General features: G+C 61.5%; 17 protein-coding genes. 7 read left to right on the top strand and 10 right to left on the bottom strand.

The window, feature by feature from the left end:
* The first annotated feature begins 169 nt into the window (after positions 1–169).
* Positions 170–1,108, top strand: coding sequence for a LysR family transcriptional regulator (locus tag JTY93_RS06930; protein ID WP_205476258.1), 939 nt, complete (start codon positions 170–172; stop codon positions 1,106–1,108).
* A gap of 299 nt (positions 1,109–1,407) precedes the next feature.
* Here JTY93_RS06930 and JTY93_RS06925 read toward each other — a convergent pair whose 3' ends face one another.
* Genes JTY93_RS06925 through JTY93_RS06915 form a run of 3 tightly spaced genes read right to left on the bottom strand, consistent with a single transcriptional unit; the run spans position 1,408 to position 3,233 of the window.
* Entirely contained in the window at positions 1,408–1,950 is a 543-nt protein-coding gene (locus tag JTY93_RS06925; RefSeq protein WP_065943475.1) for a DUF2937 family protein, read from the bottom strand.
* 11 nt (positions 1,951–1,961) lie between these two features.
* Entirely contained in the window at positions 1,962–2,738 is a 777-nt protein-coding gene (locus JTY93_RS06920) for a class II glutamine amidotransferase (protein WP_029292340.1), read from the bottom strand.
* 30 nt (positions 2,739–2,768) lie between these two features.
* Positions 2,769–3,233 carry an MFS transporter gene (locus JTY93_RS06915; RefSeq protein ID WP_225923868.1) on the bottom strand — a complete coding sequence of 155 codons (465 nt, stop codon included), beginning with the start codon at positions 3,231–3,233 and terminating at the stop codon, positions 2,769–2,771.
* Between the two features lie 90 nt (positions 3,234–3,323).
* Here JTY93_RS06915 and JTY93_RS06910 point away from each other — a divergent pair, with 90 nt between their 5' ends.
* Positions 3,324–5,378, top strand: coding sequence for a S9 family peptidase (locus JTY93_RS06910; protein ID WP_205518984.1), 2,055 nt, complete (start codon positions 3,324–3,326; stop codon positions 5,376–5,378).
* Here the strand turns inward: JTY93_RS06910 and JTY93_RS06905 are convergent.
* On the bottom strand, positions 5,375–5,665 hold the full coding sequence (locus JTY93_RS06905; protein WP_169993462.1) for a hypothetical protein: 291 nt from the start codon (positions 5,663–5,665) through the stop codon (positions 5,375–5,377). The genes JTY93_RS06910 and JTY93_RS06905 overlap by 4 nt on opposite strands.
* An 81-nt stretch (positions 5,666–5,746) precedes the next feature.
* Here JTY93_RS06905 and JTY93_RS06900 point away from each other — a divergent pair, with 81 nt between their 5' ends.
* The 4 genes from JTY93_RS06900 (at position 5,747) to JTY93_RS06885 (ending at position 8,008) form a co-directional block, all read left to right on the top strand.
* Positions 5,747–6,433: a spermidine synthase gene (locus JTY93_RS06900; protein ID WP_070995103.1), complete on the top strand. Its 687-nt coding sequence runs from the start codon at positions 5,747–5,749 to the stop codon at positions 6,431–6,433.
* Between the two features lie 71 nt (positions 6,434–6,504).
* Positions 6,505–6,879, top strand: coding sequence for a YajD family HNH nuclease (locus JTY93_RS06895; protein WP_003210675.1), 375 nt, complete (start codon positions 6,505–6,507; stop codon positions 6,877–6,879).
* A 250-nt stretch (positions 6,880–7,129) separates the two neighbouring features.
* Positions 7,130–7,597, top strand: a complete 468-nt coding sequence (locus tag JTY93_RS06890; RefSeq protein WP_003210674.1) for an RNA methyltransferase — start codon at positions 7,130–7,132, stop codon at positions 7,595–7,597.
* Positions 7,598–7,666: 69 nt separating this feature from the next.
* Positions 7,667–8,008 (top strand): YgaP family membrane protein, encoded by a 342-nt coding sequence (locus JTY93_RS06885; protein ID WP_169993464.1) that lies wholly within the window; start codon positions 7,667–7,669, stop codon positions 8,006–8,008.
* Positions 8,009–8,117: 109 nt separating this feature from the next.
* Here the strand turns inward: JTY93_RS06885 and JTY93_RS06880 are convergent, their stop codons facing one another.
* Positions 8,118–9,350, bottom strand: coding sequence for a hypothetical protein (locus JTY93_RS06880; protein WP_205476256.1), 1,233 nt, complete (start codon positions 9,348–9,350; stop codon positions 8,118–8,120).
* A 12-nt stretch (positions 9,351–9,362) separates the two neighbouring features.
* Positions 9,363–9,812, bottom strand: coding sequence for a YcgN family cysteine cluster protein (locus JTY93_RS06875; protein ID WP_029292333.1), 450 nt, complete (start codon positions 9,810–9,812; stop codon positions 9,363–9,365).
* 153 nt (positions 9,813–9,965) lie between these two features.
* On the opposite strand from JTY93_RS06875, the gene JTY93_RS06870 reads away from it, so the two are divergent.
* Entirely contained in the window at positions 9,966–10,565 is a 600-nt protein-coding gene (locus JTY93_RS06870; RefSeq protein ID WP_205476255.1) for a nitroreductase family protein, read from the top strand.
* A gap of 23 nt (positions 10,566–10,588) precedes the next feature.
* On the opposite strand, the gene JTY93_RS06865 is transcribed toward JTY93_RS06870, so the two are convergent.
* From JTY93_RS06865 to rnd, 4 genes are all read right to left on the bottom strand, one after another.
* Positions 10,589–13,582, bottom strand: coding sequence for an OspG family effector kinase (locus JTY93_RS06865; RefSeq protein WP_205476254.1), 2,994 nt, complete (start codon positions 13,580–13,582; stop codon positions 10,589–10,591).
* A 537-nt stretch (positions 13,583–14,119) separates the two neighbouring features.
* Positions 14,120–15,052: a D-2-hydroxyacid dehydrogenase gene (locus tag JTY93_RS06860; protein WP_169993472.1), complete on the bottom strand. Its 933-nt coding sequence runs from the start codon at positions 15,050–15,052 to the stop codon at positions 14,120–14,122.
* Between the two features lie 113 nt (positions 15,053–15,165).
* A complete protein-coding gene (locus JTY93_RS06855) occupies positions 15,166–15,459 on the bottom strand; it encodes a YcgL domain-containing protein (RefSeq protein WP_205476253.1) in 294 nt (97 codons plus the stop codon).
* On the bottom strand, positions 15,456–16,589 hold the full coding sequence (rnd, locus tag JTY93_RS06850) for a ribonuclease D (protein WP_169993476.1): 1,134 nt from the start codon (positions 16,587–16,589) through the stop codon (positions 15,456–15,458). The genes JTY93_RS06855 and rnd overlap by 4 nt, the downstream gene beginning before the upstream one ends.
* Positions 16,590–16,668 lie beyond the last annotated feature (79 nt).

The following is a 16,668-nucleotide window of genomic DNA, read 5'->3' as shown; positions in this document are numbered from 1 at the left end:
TCCTGTAGGCTTTATTTTTTTGTAGTGTGGGATCTTTTACCAAGATCCCGCAACGATGTTGTCCTGAGCCCCGACGACGCTTATCGTGAGACAGCCCGATTTTTGGCGCGCAGCCCCTGCTGCGTCCAACTAATAAAAACCGATCCATGCATAAGAAAAAGTTGATCCCATGAATTTGAAGTTCCTCGAAACCTTCGTCTGGGTGGCCCGGCTCAAGAGCTTCCGGCTGACCGCAGAGAAGCTGTTCACCACCCAGGCCTCGATCTCCAGCCGCATTGCGGTACTGGAAAGCGAGCTGGGGGTGAAACTGTTCCTGCGGGACTCGCGAGGTGTGAGCCTGACCCCGGATGGGATGAAGGTGCTCGATTATGCCGAGCAGATGATGGTCACCATGCAGGGGCTCAAGCAGTCGCTGGAAACCACCAGCAGCAAGGTCGGACGCATTCGCATCGGCGCGATGGACACGGTGATCCATACCTGGCTCAGCCCGTTGGTGACCGAACTGATGGACCACTTCCCCCTGGTGGAAATCGAGTTGGTCGCCGATACCGCACTGAACCTCTGCGATCAGCTGCAAAAAGGCTTTCTTGATCTGATCCTGCAGACCGACCTGCTGCGCCAGGAATCGGTGCGCAGCCTGGAACTGGCCAGTCACCCCATGGGCTGGATCGTCGCCAGCCATTCCATCTACAACCGCGACTACGCCTCCCTCGCCGAGCTGGCCCAGGAGCGGATCATCACCTATTCGAAAAACTCCCACCCGCACCAGGACGTGTTGAGCCTGATGCAGGCCCATGGTGTGGCGGCGCCGCGCATGAACTGTGTGAACTCGGTGTCGGCCATCACCCGCTTGCTACGCGACGGTTTCGGTATCGGCGCGTTGCCGCCGGTGCTGGTCAGCGAAGAGTTGGCGCGGGGCGAATTGGTCATGCTGCCGATGGCGCAGCGCCTGCCGAACCTACAGGTGGTAGTGTCGTGGCGGGTGGGCGTGGAGTTGGTGGAGGAGATTGTTGCGTTGTGCCAGAGCGTGGTGGCGCGGTATGCCGAGGACGTGGGTGAAGAGCGCATGGTGCTCAGCCACCCGCCCTCACTAAAGAAATCCGATTGAGACGGCGGGGGCTGGCTTGCCTGTGAACCGCAGCATTTTTGCCGCAACGCGTAAATCCAAGCAGAGAGGGCTGTTGTGGCGAGCGGGCTTGCCCCGCGCTGGGCTGCAAAGCAGCCCCAATAAGACCTCCACGGACGTTCAGGTTAACTGCGGCGCCTGTTTTTAGGGCTGCTTCGCAGCCCAGCGCGGGGCAAGCCCGCTCGCCACAAGGGAGGTTCGTCAATTCTGGAAGTTGTGTAGATACCTCTGTGCATCGCAGGCAAGCCTGCGCCTACACAAGCCCCGTTCCATATTTGGACTTACAAACCCTTGAGGTCCCGCTCTTCAATCGGTCGGCTCTGGCGCAGACGCTTGCCACCCAGTACCACCCAGTCGATCAGGCGGAACAGGCATTCCAGGCCGAACGACAACAGCATCGCCCCGCCCAGGCCCCAGCCCATGGCCTCGGGGGTCAGGAGGATCTGGTAGCTGTAGCCATTCCAGGTTTCCTTGCGGATATCCGGGTCGGCGGCCACCGCCACCTGCAAGGCGCGGATGTACCACGGCCCCTGCATGGCCTGGAATTGCTTGTCTAGCGCGACCTGGCGATCGAGCAAGCTACCAAGGCTGTTGGCATCGCTGCGGAACACCGGATCCTCACTGGCGCGGTAATGCGCCACCAATGCCTGCAAATCGCCATTGAAGAACTGCTGCGCGGTGCTTTCAAACCCGCGCAGGCCGGTCTGGGCTTCGATCAAATGGGCTTCGACGCGCTTGGCGTAGTCGTTGATAAACCCCGGGACTTGCACCCCGACCAACAAGCCGATGGCAAACAACACCAGGCGCAGATAGCTGAGCAACATAATCGACGTCCTTATGCGGTTGTACCCTGGCGCACGCATTCGCCGCGCCGCCACAGGCTCCACTGGCCCGGTTCGTAGCGGGTCCAGGTCTCGTTTTCGGTCAAGGGTTCGGTGGCAATCACCGTTACGACATCGTTTGGCGTGGTTTCGGCCTGAAAATCGACGATCACGTCGACATCTTTCAGGCGCGCAGGGCCAAAGGGCGCGCGACGGGTGATCTGTGCCAGTTTGGTCGAGCAGTAGCAGAACAGCCAATCACCATCACTGAGCAGGCAGTTGAACACGCCTTTACTGCGGTATTCGGCGCAGGCGGCGATCAGGTCCGGCAGCACTTGCTCGATATCCACCGGCTCGGGAAACGCCTCACGAATACGGTTGAGCAGGTCACAGAACGCCGCTTCGCTGTCGGTGTCGCCCACCGGCCGGTAAAACGTGGCCTGGGGCGTGAAGTCGGCGAGTTGACCGTTATGGGCAAAACACCAGTTGCGCCCCCACAGTTCGCGCACGAACGGATGGGTGTTGGACAGGCTGACCTTGCCGACGTTGGCCTGGCGGATATGGCCAATCACCACTTCGCTCTTGATGGGATAACGCTGCACCAGCAGCGCCACCTCAGACTCGCTGCTGGCAGCCGGGTCCTGGAACAAGCGCAGGCCACGGCCCTCGTAGAAAGCAATGCCCCAGCCATCGCGATGCGGCCCAGTGCGCCCGCCGCGCTGCATCAGCCCGGTGAAGCTGAATACGATATCGGTCGGTACGTTGGCACTCATGCCCAATAATTCACACATGCCAGGACTCTCGATGCAGGGCTTACAACGTTAAAGACGCGGCTCGACCCGCATACCACTGACAGGGGCCGGCGCACGGCCATAGGGTTCGTCGTCTTCTGGCTCGGCCGCAACCGCTGCCGCAGCGGCGGCCTTCTGCTCACGCCGGGCCTTGGCGGCACGCTCGATGGGCCAGCGGATCAGCACAAAGACCAGGTACAGGCCAAAGGCGATCATGGCGTACATCAGCAAGTCGGACACCGCCCGCCAGGCGTTATTGCCCACTTTGAGCAACAGATCCAGGGCGGTGATGGCCACGGCCGGGGCAAACTGCTCCTTGACCGGGTCGACAATGGTCGGGCTTAACAGCAGCACCGCCATCAGCAACCGCAGCGGTTCGCGCAGCCAGCGCCAGATCCAGCGGGTCAGGCGAAACCATACCAACAGGCAGCCCAAAGCGGCGAAGGCGTAGAGGCCCCAAGCGGTCAGATAGTCGTTCTCGGTCATGGTGTCCATGGCAAGGTAGGCAAACAGGCCCGTATGATAACGGCTTTTCCGTGCCACGGCTGCAATGCCGTCGGCCCACCGCCAGACAGAGAGTGATCCATGCCTCCATCGACCCACATCACTGCCGCCCCGATTGCCCGCAGCGCCCCAGGCCAGGACCCGTATGCCTGGTTGCAGGAACGCGACAGCAGCGAGGTGCTCGACTACCTCAAGGCCGAAAATGCCTGGCAAGAGGCACAGCTCGATGATCAAAAAGAGCTGCGCGAAACGCTGTTTCAAGAGATCAAGGGGCGCATCCTCGAGACCGATCTGTCACTGCCCTCGCCCTGGGGGCCCTATCTGTACTACACGCGCACCACCGCCGGTGACGAATACCCACGCCACTACCGCTGCCCGCGCCCGGCCGACGACAGCCAGCAGATCGATGAAAGCGCCGAAGAATTGCTGCTGGACCCGAATGTGCTGGCCAATGGTGGGTTTTTCTCCCTCGGTGCCTTCAGCATCAGCCCGGACCATAAGCGTCTGGCCTACAGCCTGGATACCAATGGCGAAGAGATCTACACCCTGTACGTGAAGGAATTGTCTTCAGGCAAGGTCAGCGAACTGACGTTCGAAAATTGCGACGGCAGCATGACCTGGGCCAACGACAGCCTGACGCTGTTCTTCGGCGAACTGGACGACACCCATCGCCCACACAAACTGTATCGCTACCGCCTGGACGGTACGGTTGCCGAGGAGGTGTTCCACGAGCCCGACGGCCGCTTCTTCCTGCATTGCTACCGCTCCAGTTCCGAGCGCCAACTGCTCCTGGCCCTGGGCAGCAAGACCACCAGTGAAATCTGGGCCCTGGACGCCGAGCAGCCGCAACAGGCATTTGCCTGCCTGGCGCCACGGGTTGAAGGCCATGAATACGATGTCGACCACGGCAAGCTGGACGACCAGTGGACCTGGTTTATTCGCAGCAACCGCGACGGCATCAACTTTGCGCTGTTCCAGGCGGCGGACAACGGCAGCGTGCCCAGCCAAGAGCAGTGGCACAACCTGATTGCCCACGATGACGCGGTGATGCTTGATGGCGTGACGCTCAATGCCCGTGCCATGACCCTGAGCCTGCGCATTGGCGGCCTGCCAGTGATCGACGTGCACCCACAAGGTCTGCCGAGCTATCGCGTGGAACTGCCAGACGCGGCCTACAGCCTGTATGTGCAAAACAGCCTGGAGTTCGACAGCGACAAGATCCGCCTGCGTTACGAAGCGCTGAATCGCCCGGCGCAGGTTCGTCAGTTGGAACTGGCCAGCGGCGCACAGCAGGTGCTCAAGCAAACCCCGGTGTTGGGTGAGTTCAACGCTGACGACTATGTCAGCCAGCGACTGTGGGCGACGTCTGCCGATGGTACCCAGGTGCCGATCAGCCTGGTGGTCAAGCGCGACCAGGTGGGCCAGCCAACGCCGCTGTACCTGTATGGCTACGGTGCCTACGGTTCAAGCCTGGACCCGTGGTTCTCCCATGCGCGCCTGAGCCTGTTGGACCGGGGGGTGGCGTTTGCCATCGCCCACGTACGTGGCGGCGGCGAACTGGGCGAAGCCTGGTACCGCGCCGGCAAGCAGGAGCACAAACAAAACACCTTCAGCGACTTTATTGCCTGTGCCGAACACTTGATCGCCCAAGGCCTGACCACTTCCAAGCAACTGGCCATCAGCGGCGGCAGCGCCGGCGGGCTGTTGATCGGTGCCGTGCTCAACCAGCGCCCGGCACTGTTCCAGGCAGCGATTGCCGAAGTGCCCTTTGTCGATGTGCTCAACACCATGCTCGACCCGGACCTGCCACTGACCATCACTGAATATGACGAGTGGGGTAACCCACAGGAACCCGAGGTGTACGCCCGGATCAAGGCCTATGCGCCGTACGAAAACGTCAGCGCCCAGGCCTACCCGGCGATGCTGGTGATCGCCGGCTATAACGACAGCCGTGTGCAGTACTGGGAAGCCGCCAAATGGGTGGCCAAGTTGCGCGCCACCAAGACCGACGACAACCTGCTGCTGCTCAAGACCGAACTGGGCGCCGGCCATGGCGGCATGAGCGGGCGCTACCAGGGCTTGCGTGATGTCGCCCTGGAATACGCCTTTGTGTTCAAGGCCCTGGGGTTGGTTTAAGAACCCGCCGCCGGTGGCTTCGGCTTGCTGTCGTTTTGTTGCAAGCCGGGCAAGGTCTGGTCCTTGGGCGGCTTGGGCATTTCAATCGGCGGCAACAACGGCGCCCCGGTCCCTTGTGGCTTGGGCGCTGTCGGCGGTGTGACTTGCGGATAAGGGGTCGGCGTTGCAGTACCCGGTGCACCCGTGGTGGTCGCCGGTGTGTTCGGCACGGGTTGCAACTGCTGGGCGTGTGCGGCACCCAATGTGAGCACACTCCCTACAATGACCGCTAGAATGCTGCACTTCATCGATGGCTCCATGGCCTGACTGTTAATCAGTCCCAAGGCTACTCCCAACCGCGCAAGAATGCCCTTCCCAATGAGATTTCCATGAAACGTTTCGTGCTGCTCGACACCACCCCCATCCCCGACAACGGCGGCGCCCTGTGCCTGTTCGAGTACGGCGAGGATTTTGTGATCAAGATCCAGGGTGGTGACGGCGGGCAATTGATGAACACGCGCATGCACGGTTCCGAAGACGCCTTGGCAGAAATTCCCTGCCGCAAAGTCGCCGGACGCCCCGGTTCACGGGTATTGATTGGTGGCCTGGGCATGGGCTTCACCCTGGCCTCGGCGCTCAAGCACCTGGGCAAGACGGCGCAAGTGGTCGTGGCAGAGTTGGTGCCGGGCGTAGTGGAGTGGAATCGCGGCCCCCTTGGGGAAAAATCCGGCAACCCGTTGCAGGACCCGCGCACCGTGATCCGCCTGGAAGACGTGGCCAAGGTCTTGCAGGCCGAGCCCCAGGGCTTTGATGCGATCATGCTCGACGTCGACAACGGCCCCGAAGGCCTGACGCAAAAAGCCAACAGCTGGCTGTACTCCGCCGGCGGCCTCAGCGCCTGCGCCAAGGCCCTGCGCCCCAAGGGCGTGCTGGCCGTGTGGTCGGCCAGCGCCGACAAGCAGTTCAGCGACAAGCTGCGCAAGGCCGGCTTCAAGGCCGAAGAAGTGCAAGTCTTTGCCCATGGCAACAAGGGCACCCGGCATACCATCTGGATTGCCGAGAAGCTCAAGGGCTGAGGCAAATTGCCAGGCGAGCAGCTAGAATCAACGTCAACCGTGACCTATCCAATAAATGAACAGGAGCCATGATGAGCTCGACCAACCCGCCCTCCCACACCGCCAAGCTGGACCGCATCCTCGCCGATGCCCAGCGCGACCGGGAAATGGGCTACCGCGACAAAGCCCTGAAAATGTACCCCCACGTGTGTGGCCGCTGCGCCCGTGAATTCGCAGGCAAGCGCCTCAGCGAACTGACCGTGCACCACCGCAACCACAACCATGACGACAATCCCCAGGACGGTTCCAACTGGGAATTGCTCTGCCTGTATTGCCACGACAACGAGCACTCGCGCTATACCGACCAACAGTACTTCGGCGAAGGCTCCACCAGCAGCCCGACCATTGCCAAGGCTACGCACAACCCGTTTGCAGCGTTGGCGGGGTTGATGAAGAAGGACGACTGATTGTGGCGAGGGGGCTCGCCGGGACGCCGTATCGCCCCCGCGGGGCTGCGTAGCAGCCCCAATCAGGCAGAATGGGGTGTATCAGGCACTCCTTGGGGAATGGTTTTAGGGCTGCTGCGCAGCCCATCGGGGGACAAGCCCCCTCGCCACAATACAAGCCACTCCAGCCATATAAAGCCCTCCCACAACAAGCCCATTAGCCACAGCAATCCCCGTATAATCGCGGTTTTTCTCGAAGGCACCCTCTCCCGTGGGCAATAAACGCTACAGCTGCATCGGTCTGTACAACCCCAAATCCCCCGAAAACGTTGGCTCGGTCATGCGTGCCGCCGGCTGCTATGGGGTGGCTTCGGTGTTCTACACCGGTAAGCGTTATGAGCGGGCCCGGGACTTTATTACCGACACCAAGAAGGTCCACCACGATATCCCGCTGATCGGCATCGACGATCTGAAGAAAATCCTGCCCCTGGGCTGCATCCCGGTCGCCGTGGAACTGGTAGAGGGCGCCCGGCCGCTGCCGGAATACACCCATCCTGATCGGGCGCTGTATATCTTCGGCCCTGAAGACGGCTCCCTCGACAAAGAGATCCGCGACTGGTGCGAAGACGTGATCTACATCCCGACCACCGGCTGCATGAACCTGGCGGCCACCGTCAATGTGGTGCTCTACGACCGCCTGGCCAAGGGCAATAACACCCGTTCGGGGCCCAAGTACTGACTTTGTGGGAACATCCTCGAGCTGCCGACAGTCAGTTGCATATCAATGGCCCTTTGTTGGAGACAGACCATGAGCGACAGCAGAACCCTCAACCCTGTGATTGAATCGACGCCGTTCCAGACCCAGCCGACCCAGAACGTCCAGGGCTGGGAGCGCATCGGCTCCCTGGCCGGTGGCGTGGTGATGATGGGCAAGGGCATTCGCCGGGGCGGTTTTTTCGGCCTGATCCAGGTGGCGATTGGCGGCGTGGCATTGGCGCGCGGGATCAGCGGCCATAGCTCGGCCAAGTCGCTGCTGGAAAAAAGCCGCCAGGATATGAATAGTGTGCGGACCAAGATCGAGCGCGCCGGCGAGGAGTTGAAGAACCTCAAGACCCGGGCTGAAGTGGCTGCCGAAAAAACCACCGGCTGACCCCCAATCAAACTGTGGGAGCTGGCTTGCCAGCGATAGCATCACCTCGGTGTATCTGATCGGCCGAGGTGCCTGCATCGCTGGCAAGCCAGCGCCTACACGGGCCCGGTCAGTGCAGCAGCTTGCTGTCGAGCACCACTGAAGACTCGCCGATCACGCTTTCCGCCAACTGTACAAACTCCTTGGTACTGATGCTGTCCAGGCGCATCAGCGCCTGTGTCAGGTCATCCAGCGAACGCTTGTTATGGGTTTTCAGGCGAATTTCCCGATCCAGCTCCTGCAACACCACCACCGCGCGCGCCACCGTGGCACCGCTGACGTGCTCGCCGCGTAACGTGGTCACGCCCTTGCCGTCCTTGCTCAAGCGCGCCTGGATCGCCGCGTAACGCTCATCGCTGATCCCCCCCGCACGCCGCAGCAGCTCGATGGCGTAGTACTCCGAAAGCCCTTCACTGATCCAGTCGCTGCCCTGATGGTCGTTGAAGCGGCCGATGGCTTGCACCACTTCACGAATCAATGGGCTGCTGCCGTTCTCGCTGACCAGCGGCGTGCGACTACTGAGGTACACCGAGTCGCGTCCGGCGAAGGCGCCACTGCGTATTGGGTCGCTGGCGCCCACTACCAGCAGCTTGGCCGGGTGCCTGGGAAACGCCGCTTGTACCTGAGGCCAGACGAACGTCAGTAACGTCAGCACATCCATACGCCGCATGGCCTGCCCCTTGGGCGAGGTCACGGTGATTTCGGTTTCGCCCAGGCGCACCCGGCGGCTGCCCAGGTTGCCGGCGAGCATCCAGCCGGTAGGCCGGTCGAACAGGCGGGACACATTGTCGATACGGAATTTGTGCTTGCCGATCCGCGGCCAGGGCGTCTCGACGCTTTTCCACCCCGCCGGCAGCTCGAAGGTCAGCCGCGATACCAGTTCCACGCCGTCCTGCTGATCAAGACGGGCCGCCGGCACCAGGTCCTCGCCGCGAAACAGCGCCCAACTGGGGGTCATGCGCGATTCGTAGATGCCGGCCTTGCGCGCATGGCTCAAGCGCACGCGGTAGGTCAGGCTGGCCTTGTCGGCGCCCGGCTGCCACAGGCCACGGCTGGCCCCCGCGTCTGGCCTGACCTGCCACTGGCCGTCGGCCTTGAAGTCGCTGTAGTCACCGTCGCGTCCCAAATCGAAGTCCAGGCTGCGTACCGCCGAGCCCTGGGACAGGCTCAAACGGACTTCGGCCTGATCGCTCTGGGGCAACAGTTTGACGTGATAATCGAGGTCGACTTTTTTCGCCGACCACGCCGACGCACTCAACCCCAACAACAGCAGGCTCACCGCCAGCTTGGCTTGGACCGTCATACGCTCTCCTTTTCAGCCAGCGCGGAAAATCAGGTAATCCTCCCAATCATCCTCGGGCACGCTGCCTTCACTGAGCATGCGGCCGGACTGGGAAATGCGTTCATGGTGCACGGCATCGCGATCACCGCAGACCAAGTGGTGCCAGAGCGGCAGGTCCTTGCGCTCACTCACCAGACGATAACCGCAGGTCGGCGGCAGCCATTTGAACTGATCAGCCTGGCCCGGCGTGAGCTGGATGCAATCAGGCACCGAGTCGCGACGGTTAGGGTAGTCGGTGCACTGGCAGGTTTTCAGGTCCAGCAGTTTGCAGGCGATACGCGTGTAATAGACGCTGTTGTCGTCTTCATCTTCGAGCTTTTGCAGGCAGCACAGGCCACAGCCGTCGCACAGCGACTCCCATTCCTCCTGATCGAGGTGCTCAAGGGTTTTGCGTATCCAGAAAGGTTCGACTTTGGCGGCCATGGCTCTACATCAGTTTCGGTATTTTAAAAGGCCGCCAGTCTAGTGCCCAAGCCCCCTGGGGCCAAGCGCTTACGACTGCCGGTAGGGCAAGACTTGTCAGGTACACAGCGGCGCAGTAGTTTTGAAGGCCGGTTTTTTCATCAGGATGCGCTTATGAGCACTCAAGCACGCGTTGCCGATTACCCGATCCACCCGCAATTCACCGAACGTTGGTCGCCGCGTGCGTTTACCGGGGAAAGCATCCCGGAGCAAACCCTGCTGAGTTTCTTCGAGGCCGCGCGCTGGGCGCCTTCGGCCTACAACTCGCAACCTTGGCGTTTTCTCTATGCCCGTCGCGATACGCCGGACTGGCAGCGCTTCCTTGGCCTGCTCAATGAATTCAACCGTGGCTGGGCGCAACATGCGTCGGCCCTGGTGATCGTCGTGTCAAAAACCCACTTCGCCGTACCTGGCGCCAGCGAAGAGACACCAGCCCTCTGGCACACCTTTGACACCGGCTCAGCCTGGGGCCACCTGGCGCTGCAAGCCAGCATCAGCGGCTGGCATACCCATGGCATGGCCGGCTTCGATCAGGAACTGACTCGCAAGGAACTGAAGATCCCCGAGGGTTATGCACTGCATGCGGCGATCGCCGTGGGCAAACTGGGGGACAAGGCGACCCTGGCCGACTACCTGCAGGCCCGGGAAGCCCCGAGCCCACGGCGCCCTTTGAGCGAGCTGGTTTCAGCCGGCGATTTCACGCACCACGATTGATCGTACCGGCAGTTGCTGAAGGGTCAGTCCCTACGCCTCTCGACAAGAGCGGCGTAGGCGTGGCGCAGTTCCTGTTTTAGCCGGTTGTAGGTGCTGGCTACCGGCCCGACGACATGCTCGCCCATCATGGCATCCATATCCACCGGGTAGACTTTGTTGTCTTTGGCGCTGTACATGAAGTTCTTCAGTTGCAAGTCATTGTGATAAAGATCCTTGGCCTCCATCTTCGCGATGGCCTCATCGAGTAACGTGCCGGCGGTTGGTGGCAGGCTGCCTTGGGGCATATGCGCCAGGTCCACGCCATCGATCTTGCCCATTTTTATGTATTTGTGCCCGTCTTCAAAAATCGTCGTGGCAAACCCCTCGCCGTAAAAGATGTTCAAACACTCGGTCTCCCTGTCTTGAAAACCGGCAGGAGGCTTGAATGAGGTGGTGCCCAGGTCTTTATAGACACTTTTGCCATCAAGGCTCTCGTAGACGATGCCCTCCCCGCCCTGACCTATCACGGGCCCCAGGTCGTCCTTGACCGAAGGTAGGTTGCCGCCCCGAATCCCCAGGCGTTGCCACTGATCACCCTGGACATGCTGGACCAGCAGTGGCGTCTGGCGATTATTGTGATAGATCCGTGCCTGGACGGCCCCGTCTTCAGTGCGGGTGACCTGGCGAACTTCATAGACTGCGGCGTCACCGTTGTGGTCAACATGGCGGATGTAGGAAGAATGGCCGTCGGCCGTGGTATAGACACCCCGACTATTGCCTGAGAGCCCGTCGATGATCGATGGCGCGACCTTGAATTCGGCCAACACCTTATTGCTCAACTGCGTGCCTGGCTCAGCGCCTGCCAGGGCAAGCATGCCCTTTGTTGCCTTCGTGCCGGGGGTAAAGCCTTCGAGCGGGGTCCCGTAGGCGCGCATTTTGTCGACGTCAAAGGCATACCATTTGCCGTTCTGCAGGACAGCACCGGTCTCAATGCGCTGGCCCGCGACCGTCAGGGAGCCCGTTGCCGCCGCATCGTACTGCCGGCTGGCGACCTTCAACAGATCATAGCTGCCGTTCGCCCCCTTGAGCTTATTGACAGCGAGTCCCCCTTTGGCAAACAGCAAGCGCCCGCCTTTGCTCGCCAACAGCGTGCCCCCCACCGCCAGGTCACCCAAACCGCCCAGGGGATTGAATGCATTGACAAGGGTGGTGCCGATGATTTTGGCGCCGCGCAAAACCTTGGTGGCGCTGCTGGCTGTACTGGAAATCAACCTGCCGAGCTTGCCACTGGCCGCCGCCCCGGCAGTGAGAAACCCAAAGATATCCAGCACCAGGTCAAAAGCACCCTCGCGGTAGTTGCCTTGCTGAAAGTTGACGATGGCCGAGCGCAATGGAATCAGGTTCAGCAGGAACTGCTCGACCGGAGCCGCCCTGCCCATTTGCTCATCCAGCGTCGTGCGCCCCCTGGCCTGCTCCTTGATCTGGGGATCATCAAGTTCAAGATGCTGAACGAAGGCATCAGCGATACGTTGGGTACGGTTGGTCGAAAAACTCTGGGGGACCAACGCGCTCTGTGGACGGGGTTCACGCAAGCCCTGCACGTCATCACCACGGGGTGTGAACACCTTGGTTTCAGATACCCGATTGGCGACACGCATGCTTTGGACCTGGGCCTTGGCAAGGTCGACTGGTTCAATCCGGCCTTTGCCCAAATCGATTTCATAGGCGGTCGAAACACCATCTCGCTCAGCCCTTACCAGCAGCGTATGCACTTTTGGCCCAGGTAGGGTGGTGGTGAAATCCAGCCCCAGGGTGTGGGACGACGCCTGATAGAAAGTCAGTGCGCCATATTCAAGGTTCTTGCGGCGCTCCAGTGGCAACTGAGCAATCAGTTGTCGGACCGTGGTGTGCAATGCGCTCTTTTTTTCCTCGATCGCCTCTGCAAATTGCTGATCGAACGCAGGGCCCACACCGAACCGTGGATTCGCATTCAGCAGCGCCAAAGGAATTCGGCTATCACTTGAGTAAAACGGTGCCGGGTTGGCCAGATCCATCATGGCAATGTCCAGCAACGAATGGCGGCCCACCAATCGAACTTGTTCACCGGTCCCGAGCCGCCCGTTGGTCGAGATGAGTTTCTCTTCGAACAGCGCCCCCAAGTCTCCAAACCGCTCGATGAGCCGGGCCCTGGCGATATCCTTACGTGTCGGGATCTCTTTATCCAATGACTCAGAGGCACGCAGCCGTGTGCTCTGCCATTGATTGAAAGTGGTTCGGAGCGAATCCAGTGCCTCAGGGGTGTACTGCTGATCGTCTGTGTTTTCGAGCACTCCGTTGACGATGCCCCAATCGATCAACGCGTGTTTCTGCGCGTGTTCGGTGATGGCCGGATTATGCCGCGCGGCACTTTGAGCGCTGGACATGACCTGTGCAAAGCTCATGTTCGCTACCTTCCCAGGCGAACGGGCCTCAATCGTCGCCGCCGCGATCGACAGGCTGAGCCAGGCGGGACTGCCGTAGGTCACGCTCGCGGGAATCTCCTTGATCAGAAACTCCGGCGCCGTTTTTGCCAGTAACAGGTAAGCCCCGACCCCGGCCATTTCAGGGCTGGTTTTTGCGCGACTGATCAGGTGCTCACGCAGCCCGTCGACAACCGCGCCAGCCGGTTGGCCCCAGTGGCGCGTGTGTGCCAAATCGTAACCGGCGACCTTGTTGCGATGGGGTTGGGGATCAAGCATCAGGTGCAGGGCTGTGAGGGCGAACTCATTGACACTGGTGTCCGTCGCAAGGCCCAGCAGCTGGTTTTGCATGGCCTGCCCCAGCGCTTGAGCGCGTGCAGAGCCGATCAGCGATTCCAGGGTCTTGACCGGGTCGCGCAACTGTTCGTCAGACAGTGCCAAATCGCCCTTCAGGTGTTCCAGAACCCCTGGGGTCAAGCGGGTATCGCGGTAATAGGTCACGGCTGCGCCCAGAAGCTTTTGCTGGGTGCCGGCACTCATGGGAATGGGCCAGGACAGTCCGCCGGCAAAGTCGGCCAAGGGGTGTTCCAGGGCTTTATGGTTCAACGCACTGGCCAGAGCGTCGAGGTGAAAGTGCGTGACGGGCATGTGCAGGCCCCGGTCCCTGATGAAAGAGGCCAAGGTGACAGCGGCACCGTCTTGGCGCAGAGACGAGGAGTCGGGGTGCAGATCCACTGGAGTGGAGGCCAGTGCCGCCTGGATCGCCGGTGCCGTGGCACTGTCTCCCAGGCGTAGGGCGATGGCGTTGAGTTGTTGCGCGACGGCACGCAGGTTCTGTCTCTCGCCCAGGGCGGCCTTGAGCGCGGTGCTGGGCGGTGCGGCCCGTTTGACACGCACGGGTCCCGCAGGCTGGAGGAGCACCGGCACGGTGCCTGAAGGGGGTTGGGAGAGTTGCCGGGTTACAGCAGTGAGATCAACCATGGAGGGAAAGCCATTTTCAGGATGAAAACAGGAGCCTCCCATACCCTCGGCGTGGGTGAAATTGGATAAGTGTTAACAGCCATTTGCCCACGCCCCTGGCCCGCATCGCGCGGGCTGGGCGTGGGCCAAGGTCCCTCAGTACCCACGCTCGAAGCTGACTTCGCCGCGCAGTGCCTCCCGGGCCTGATACGCCCGCAGGTTTTCGACAAACAGCGTCACCATTCTGCGCGGGCACGTCGGCGCGGAGCTGTGCCCCGTCAGCAGCAAACCCCAGGCGGTCCAGAACGGATGGCGCTGGGGCAGTGGCTCCTGGCGGCAAACGTCGATCACCGCACCGGCCAGGTGGCCTTCCTTCAAAGCCTCGACCAGGTCGGCATCCACCACCGCCACGCCACGGCCGACGTTGATAAACAACCCGGTCGGCTTGAACTGCTTGAACAGCGCAGCGTCGTACAGATCGTGGGTGTTGGGCGTGTTGGGCAGCAGGTTGACCACATAGTCCACCTCGCCTACCAGACGGCCCAGTTGATCCGGCCCGGCCACTTCGATAAACGGTGCCTGCTCCCGGGCTTGGCTGGCGATGCCGTACAACTCCACGCCAAAGGGCAGCAGGAACTGCGCCACGCTCTGGCCGATGTCACCGGTGCCAACAATCAGCACCTTGCGCCCCGCCAGGCTCTGGCCCATACGGTTGTCCCACTTGCGCTCGACCTGGCTCACCAGGCGCGCCAGCACTTCACGCTCGTGACCGAGCATATAGGTGAGCACGTACTCGGCCATCACCTGGCCAAAAATGCCGACGGCACGGGTCAGCCGATAATCCCGTGGCAAGCCATCGGCCAGCAGCGGCGTGATGCCGGCCCAGGTCGATTGCAGCCACTGCGGGTGATGGCCCTGGCGCAGCAGGGTTGCCAGCAGGTCTGGCTGGCCCAGCCACACCGGGCAATCGGCGGCCAGGCGCGACAACTCAGCCGAGTCGCCACTGGTCAGGACTTCAATATCCGGCGCCGCTTCGCGCAGCAGTCGGGCGTACAGCGGGTGGTCCTGTTCTGCTATCAGAACGCGCATGGTTCAAACCTTTCAAAAACAGTGCAGGCGGCCACCGACAGCAAACTCACTGCAGGGCTCGGGGCTCGCCAGGTCATTCGATTCAAACGTGCCCCGAACGGGACACGGGTCGATCACATCGGGTCGTTACGGCGCAGCAACTCTTCGGGCAGGTGTTCGATGTACTCGTCTTCCGGCGGTGGCATTTGCAGGTGGTAGCCCTGCTTTTCGAGGTTGGCCAGGACCTTCAGGATATCCTCCTGCTGCAGCTTGCGTTCCGGCGTCAGCACCAGGCTGAACGCGTGTACCGGCTTGCCGAAAACCGTCAGCAGGTCTTCGGGCACGCGCTCGAGGGCATCGCTCTTGAGCACGTAGAGGTACATGCCGGCGCGTTTCGGGCTGCTATAGATGGAACAAATATGTTTCAAGGCTGTTCTCCGGCAGTGGCCAGGCTGTCCAGCAGCGCCTGGCCCATCAACTCGCGGCGCCAGCCACGCAGCGAGTCAGGCAATTGGTAAGGCCCATCGGGGTAGCCGCTCTTGACCAGCGCCTCCAGGGTTTTCTTGCGCAGCATCAGTTCCGGGGCCATGTCCAGGCGTTCGGCGAAGGTCTGGCCCAGGGCGCGCAGTTGCTTGATCAGCACCGCGGCATCCACCGGCAACGGCTCCGGCACAGCCGGTGGCCATTGGTCCATCGGCACACTGGCGGCACGCTTGATCAGGCCCAGCAGGAACTCGCCGTCCTGGCGCACGGTGCGCGGGTGCATGTCTTCGATTTTGCCCAGGGCAGCGAGGTTATCCGGCTGCGACTTGGCCAGGGGCCATAGCGAGTGTTCGCGGATGATGCGGTTGCGTGGCAGGTCACGGGCACGGGCCTGCTGCTCGCGCCAGGCGCACAGTTCGCGCAACACGGCGAGTTGGGCCCGGGACAGTTTCCAAGCCAGCTTGGCGTCGCGGTAGACCTCGTAGGGGTCGATTTCCCGGCGCAGGTTGGCCACCAGTTCGGCGCCATCTTCCAGGACCCAGGCGTACTTATCGTCAGACAGCCGCGGACGCAGGCGTGTATAGACTTGCGCCAGATGCACCGCGTCTTCGGCGGCGTAACTGACCTGGGTCTCGGACAATGGCCGCTGCAGCCAGTCCGAACGGGTCTCGCCCTTGGGCAACTCGATATCCAGCACCGCTTGCACCAGGCGCGAGTAGCCCATGGAGAAGCCGAGGTTCAAGTAGGCTGCCGCCAGTTGCGTGTCGAACAATGGCACTGGCAGGCTGCCGGTCAGGCGCAGCAACACTTCCAGGTCTTCGCTGCAGGCGTGCACCACCTTGATCACCGCTGGATTTTCCAGCAGCGCGGCCAAGGGTTGCCAGTTATCGATGGTCAGGGGATCGATCAGATAAGCGCGTACACCGTCTCCGATCTGGATCAACCCGGCGATGGGATAGAAGGTGTCGACCCGCATGAATTCGGTGTCGAGGGCGACGAATGGCAACTGCTGCCATTCGGCGCAATGCTGGCCGAGGCTATCGTTGTCGCAGATCCAGTGAATATCGATGGCCACACGGCTCTCCCTTGAAGAATGGCGCGCAGTATATATCGCCTGAGGGTCTTTCGAGCACCCGCAGAGTGCCAGCCATCAT

It is taken from the genome of Pseudomonas hygromyciniae (genome assembly GCF_016925675.1).
Taxonomy (GTDB): Bacteria; Pseudomonadota; Gammaproteobacteria; order Pseudomonadales; family Pseudomonadaceae; genus Aquipseudomonas; species Aquipseudomonas hygromyciniae.
This window is presented reverse-complemented; position numbering and strand designations above follow the sequence as displayed.

Excerpts from the sequence above, each read along its gene's own strand:
- JTY93_RS06920 (WP_029292340.1), bottom strand. The coding sequence starts at position 2,738 with ATGTGTGAATTATTGGGCATGAGTGCCAACGTACCGACCGATATCGTA.
- JTY93_RS06900 (WP_070995103.1), top strand. The coding sequence starts at position 5,747 with ATGAAACGTTTCGTGCTGCTCGACACCACCCCCATCCCCGACAACGGC.
- JTY93_RS06880 (WP_205476256.1), bottom strand. The coding sequence starts at position 9,350 with ATGACGGTCCAAGCCAAGCTGGCGGTGAGCCTGCTGTTGTTGGGGTTG.
- JTY93_RS06905 (WP_169993462.1), bottom strand. The coding sequence starts at position 5,665 with ATGAAGTGCAGCATTCTAGCGGTCATTGTAGGGAGTGTGCTCACATTG.
- JTY93_RS06915 (WP_225923868.1), bottom strand. The coding sequence starts at position 3,233 with ATGGACACCATGACCGAGAACGACTATCTGACCGCTTGGGGCCTCTAC.
- JTY93_RS06875 (WP_029292333.1), bottom strand. The coding sequence starts at position 9,812 with ATGGCCGCCAAAGTCGAACCTTTCTGGATACGCAAAACCCTTGAGCAC.
- JTY93_RS06910 (WP_205518984.1), top strand. The coding sequence starts at position 3,324 with ATGCCTCCATCGACCCACATCACTGCCGCCCCGATTGCCCGCAGCGCC.
- JTY93_RS06925 (WP_065943475.1), bottom strand. The coding sequence starts at position 1,950 with ATGTTGCTCAGCTATCTGCGCCTGGTGTTGTTTGCCATCGGCTTGTTG.
- JTY93_RS06930 (WP_205476258.1), top strand. The coding sequence starts at position 170 with ATGAATTTGAAGTTCCTCGAAACCTTCGTCTGGGTGGCCCGGCTCAAG.
- JTY93_RS06860 (WP_169993472.1), bottom strand. The coding sequence starts at position 15,052 with ATGCGCGTTCTGATAGCAGAACAGGACCACCCGCTGTACGCCCGACTG.
- JTY93_RS06895 (WP_003210675.1), top strand. The coding sequence starts at position 6,505 with ATGAGCTCGACCAACCCGCCCTCCCACACCGCCAAGCTGGACCGCATC.
- JTY93_RS06885 (WP_169993464.1), top strand. The coding sequence starts at position 7,667 with ATGAGCGACAGCAGAACCCTCAACCCTGTGATTGAATCGACGCCGTTC.
- JTY93_RS06870 (WP_205476255.1), top strand. The coding sequence starts at position 9,966 with ATGAGCACTCAAGCACGCGTTGCCGATTACCCGATCCACCCGCAATTC.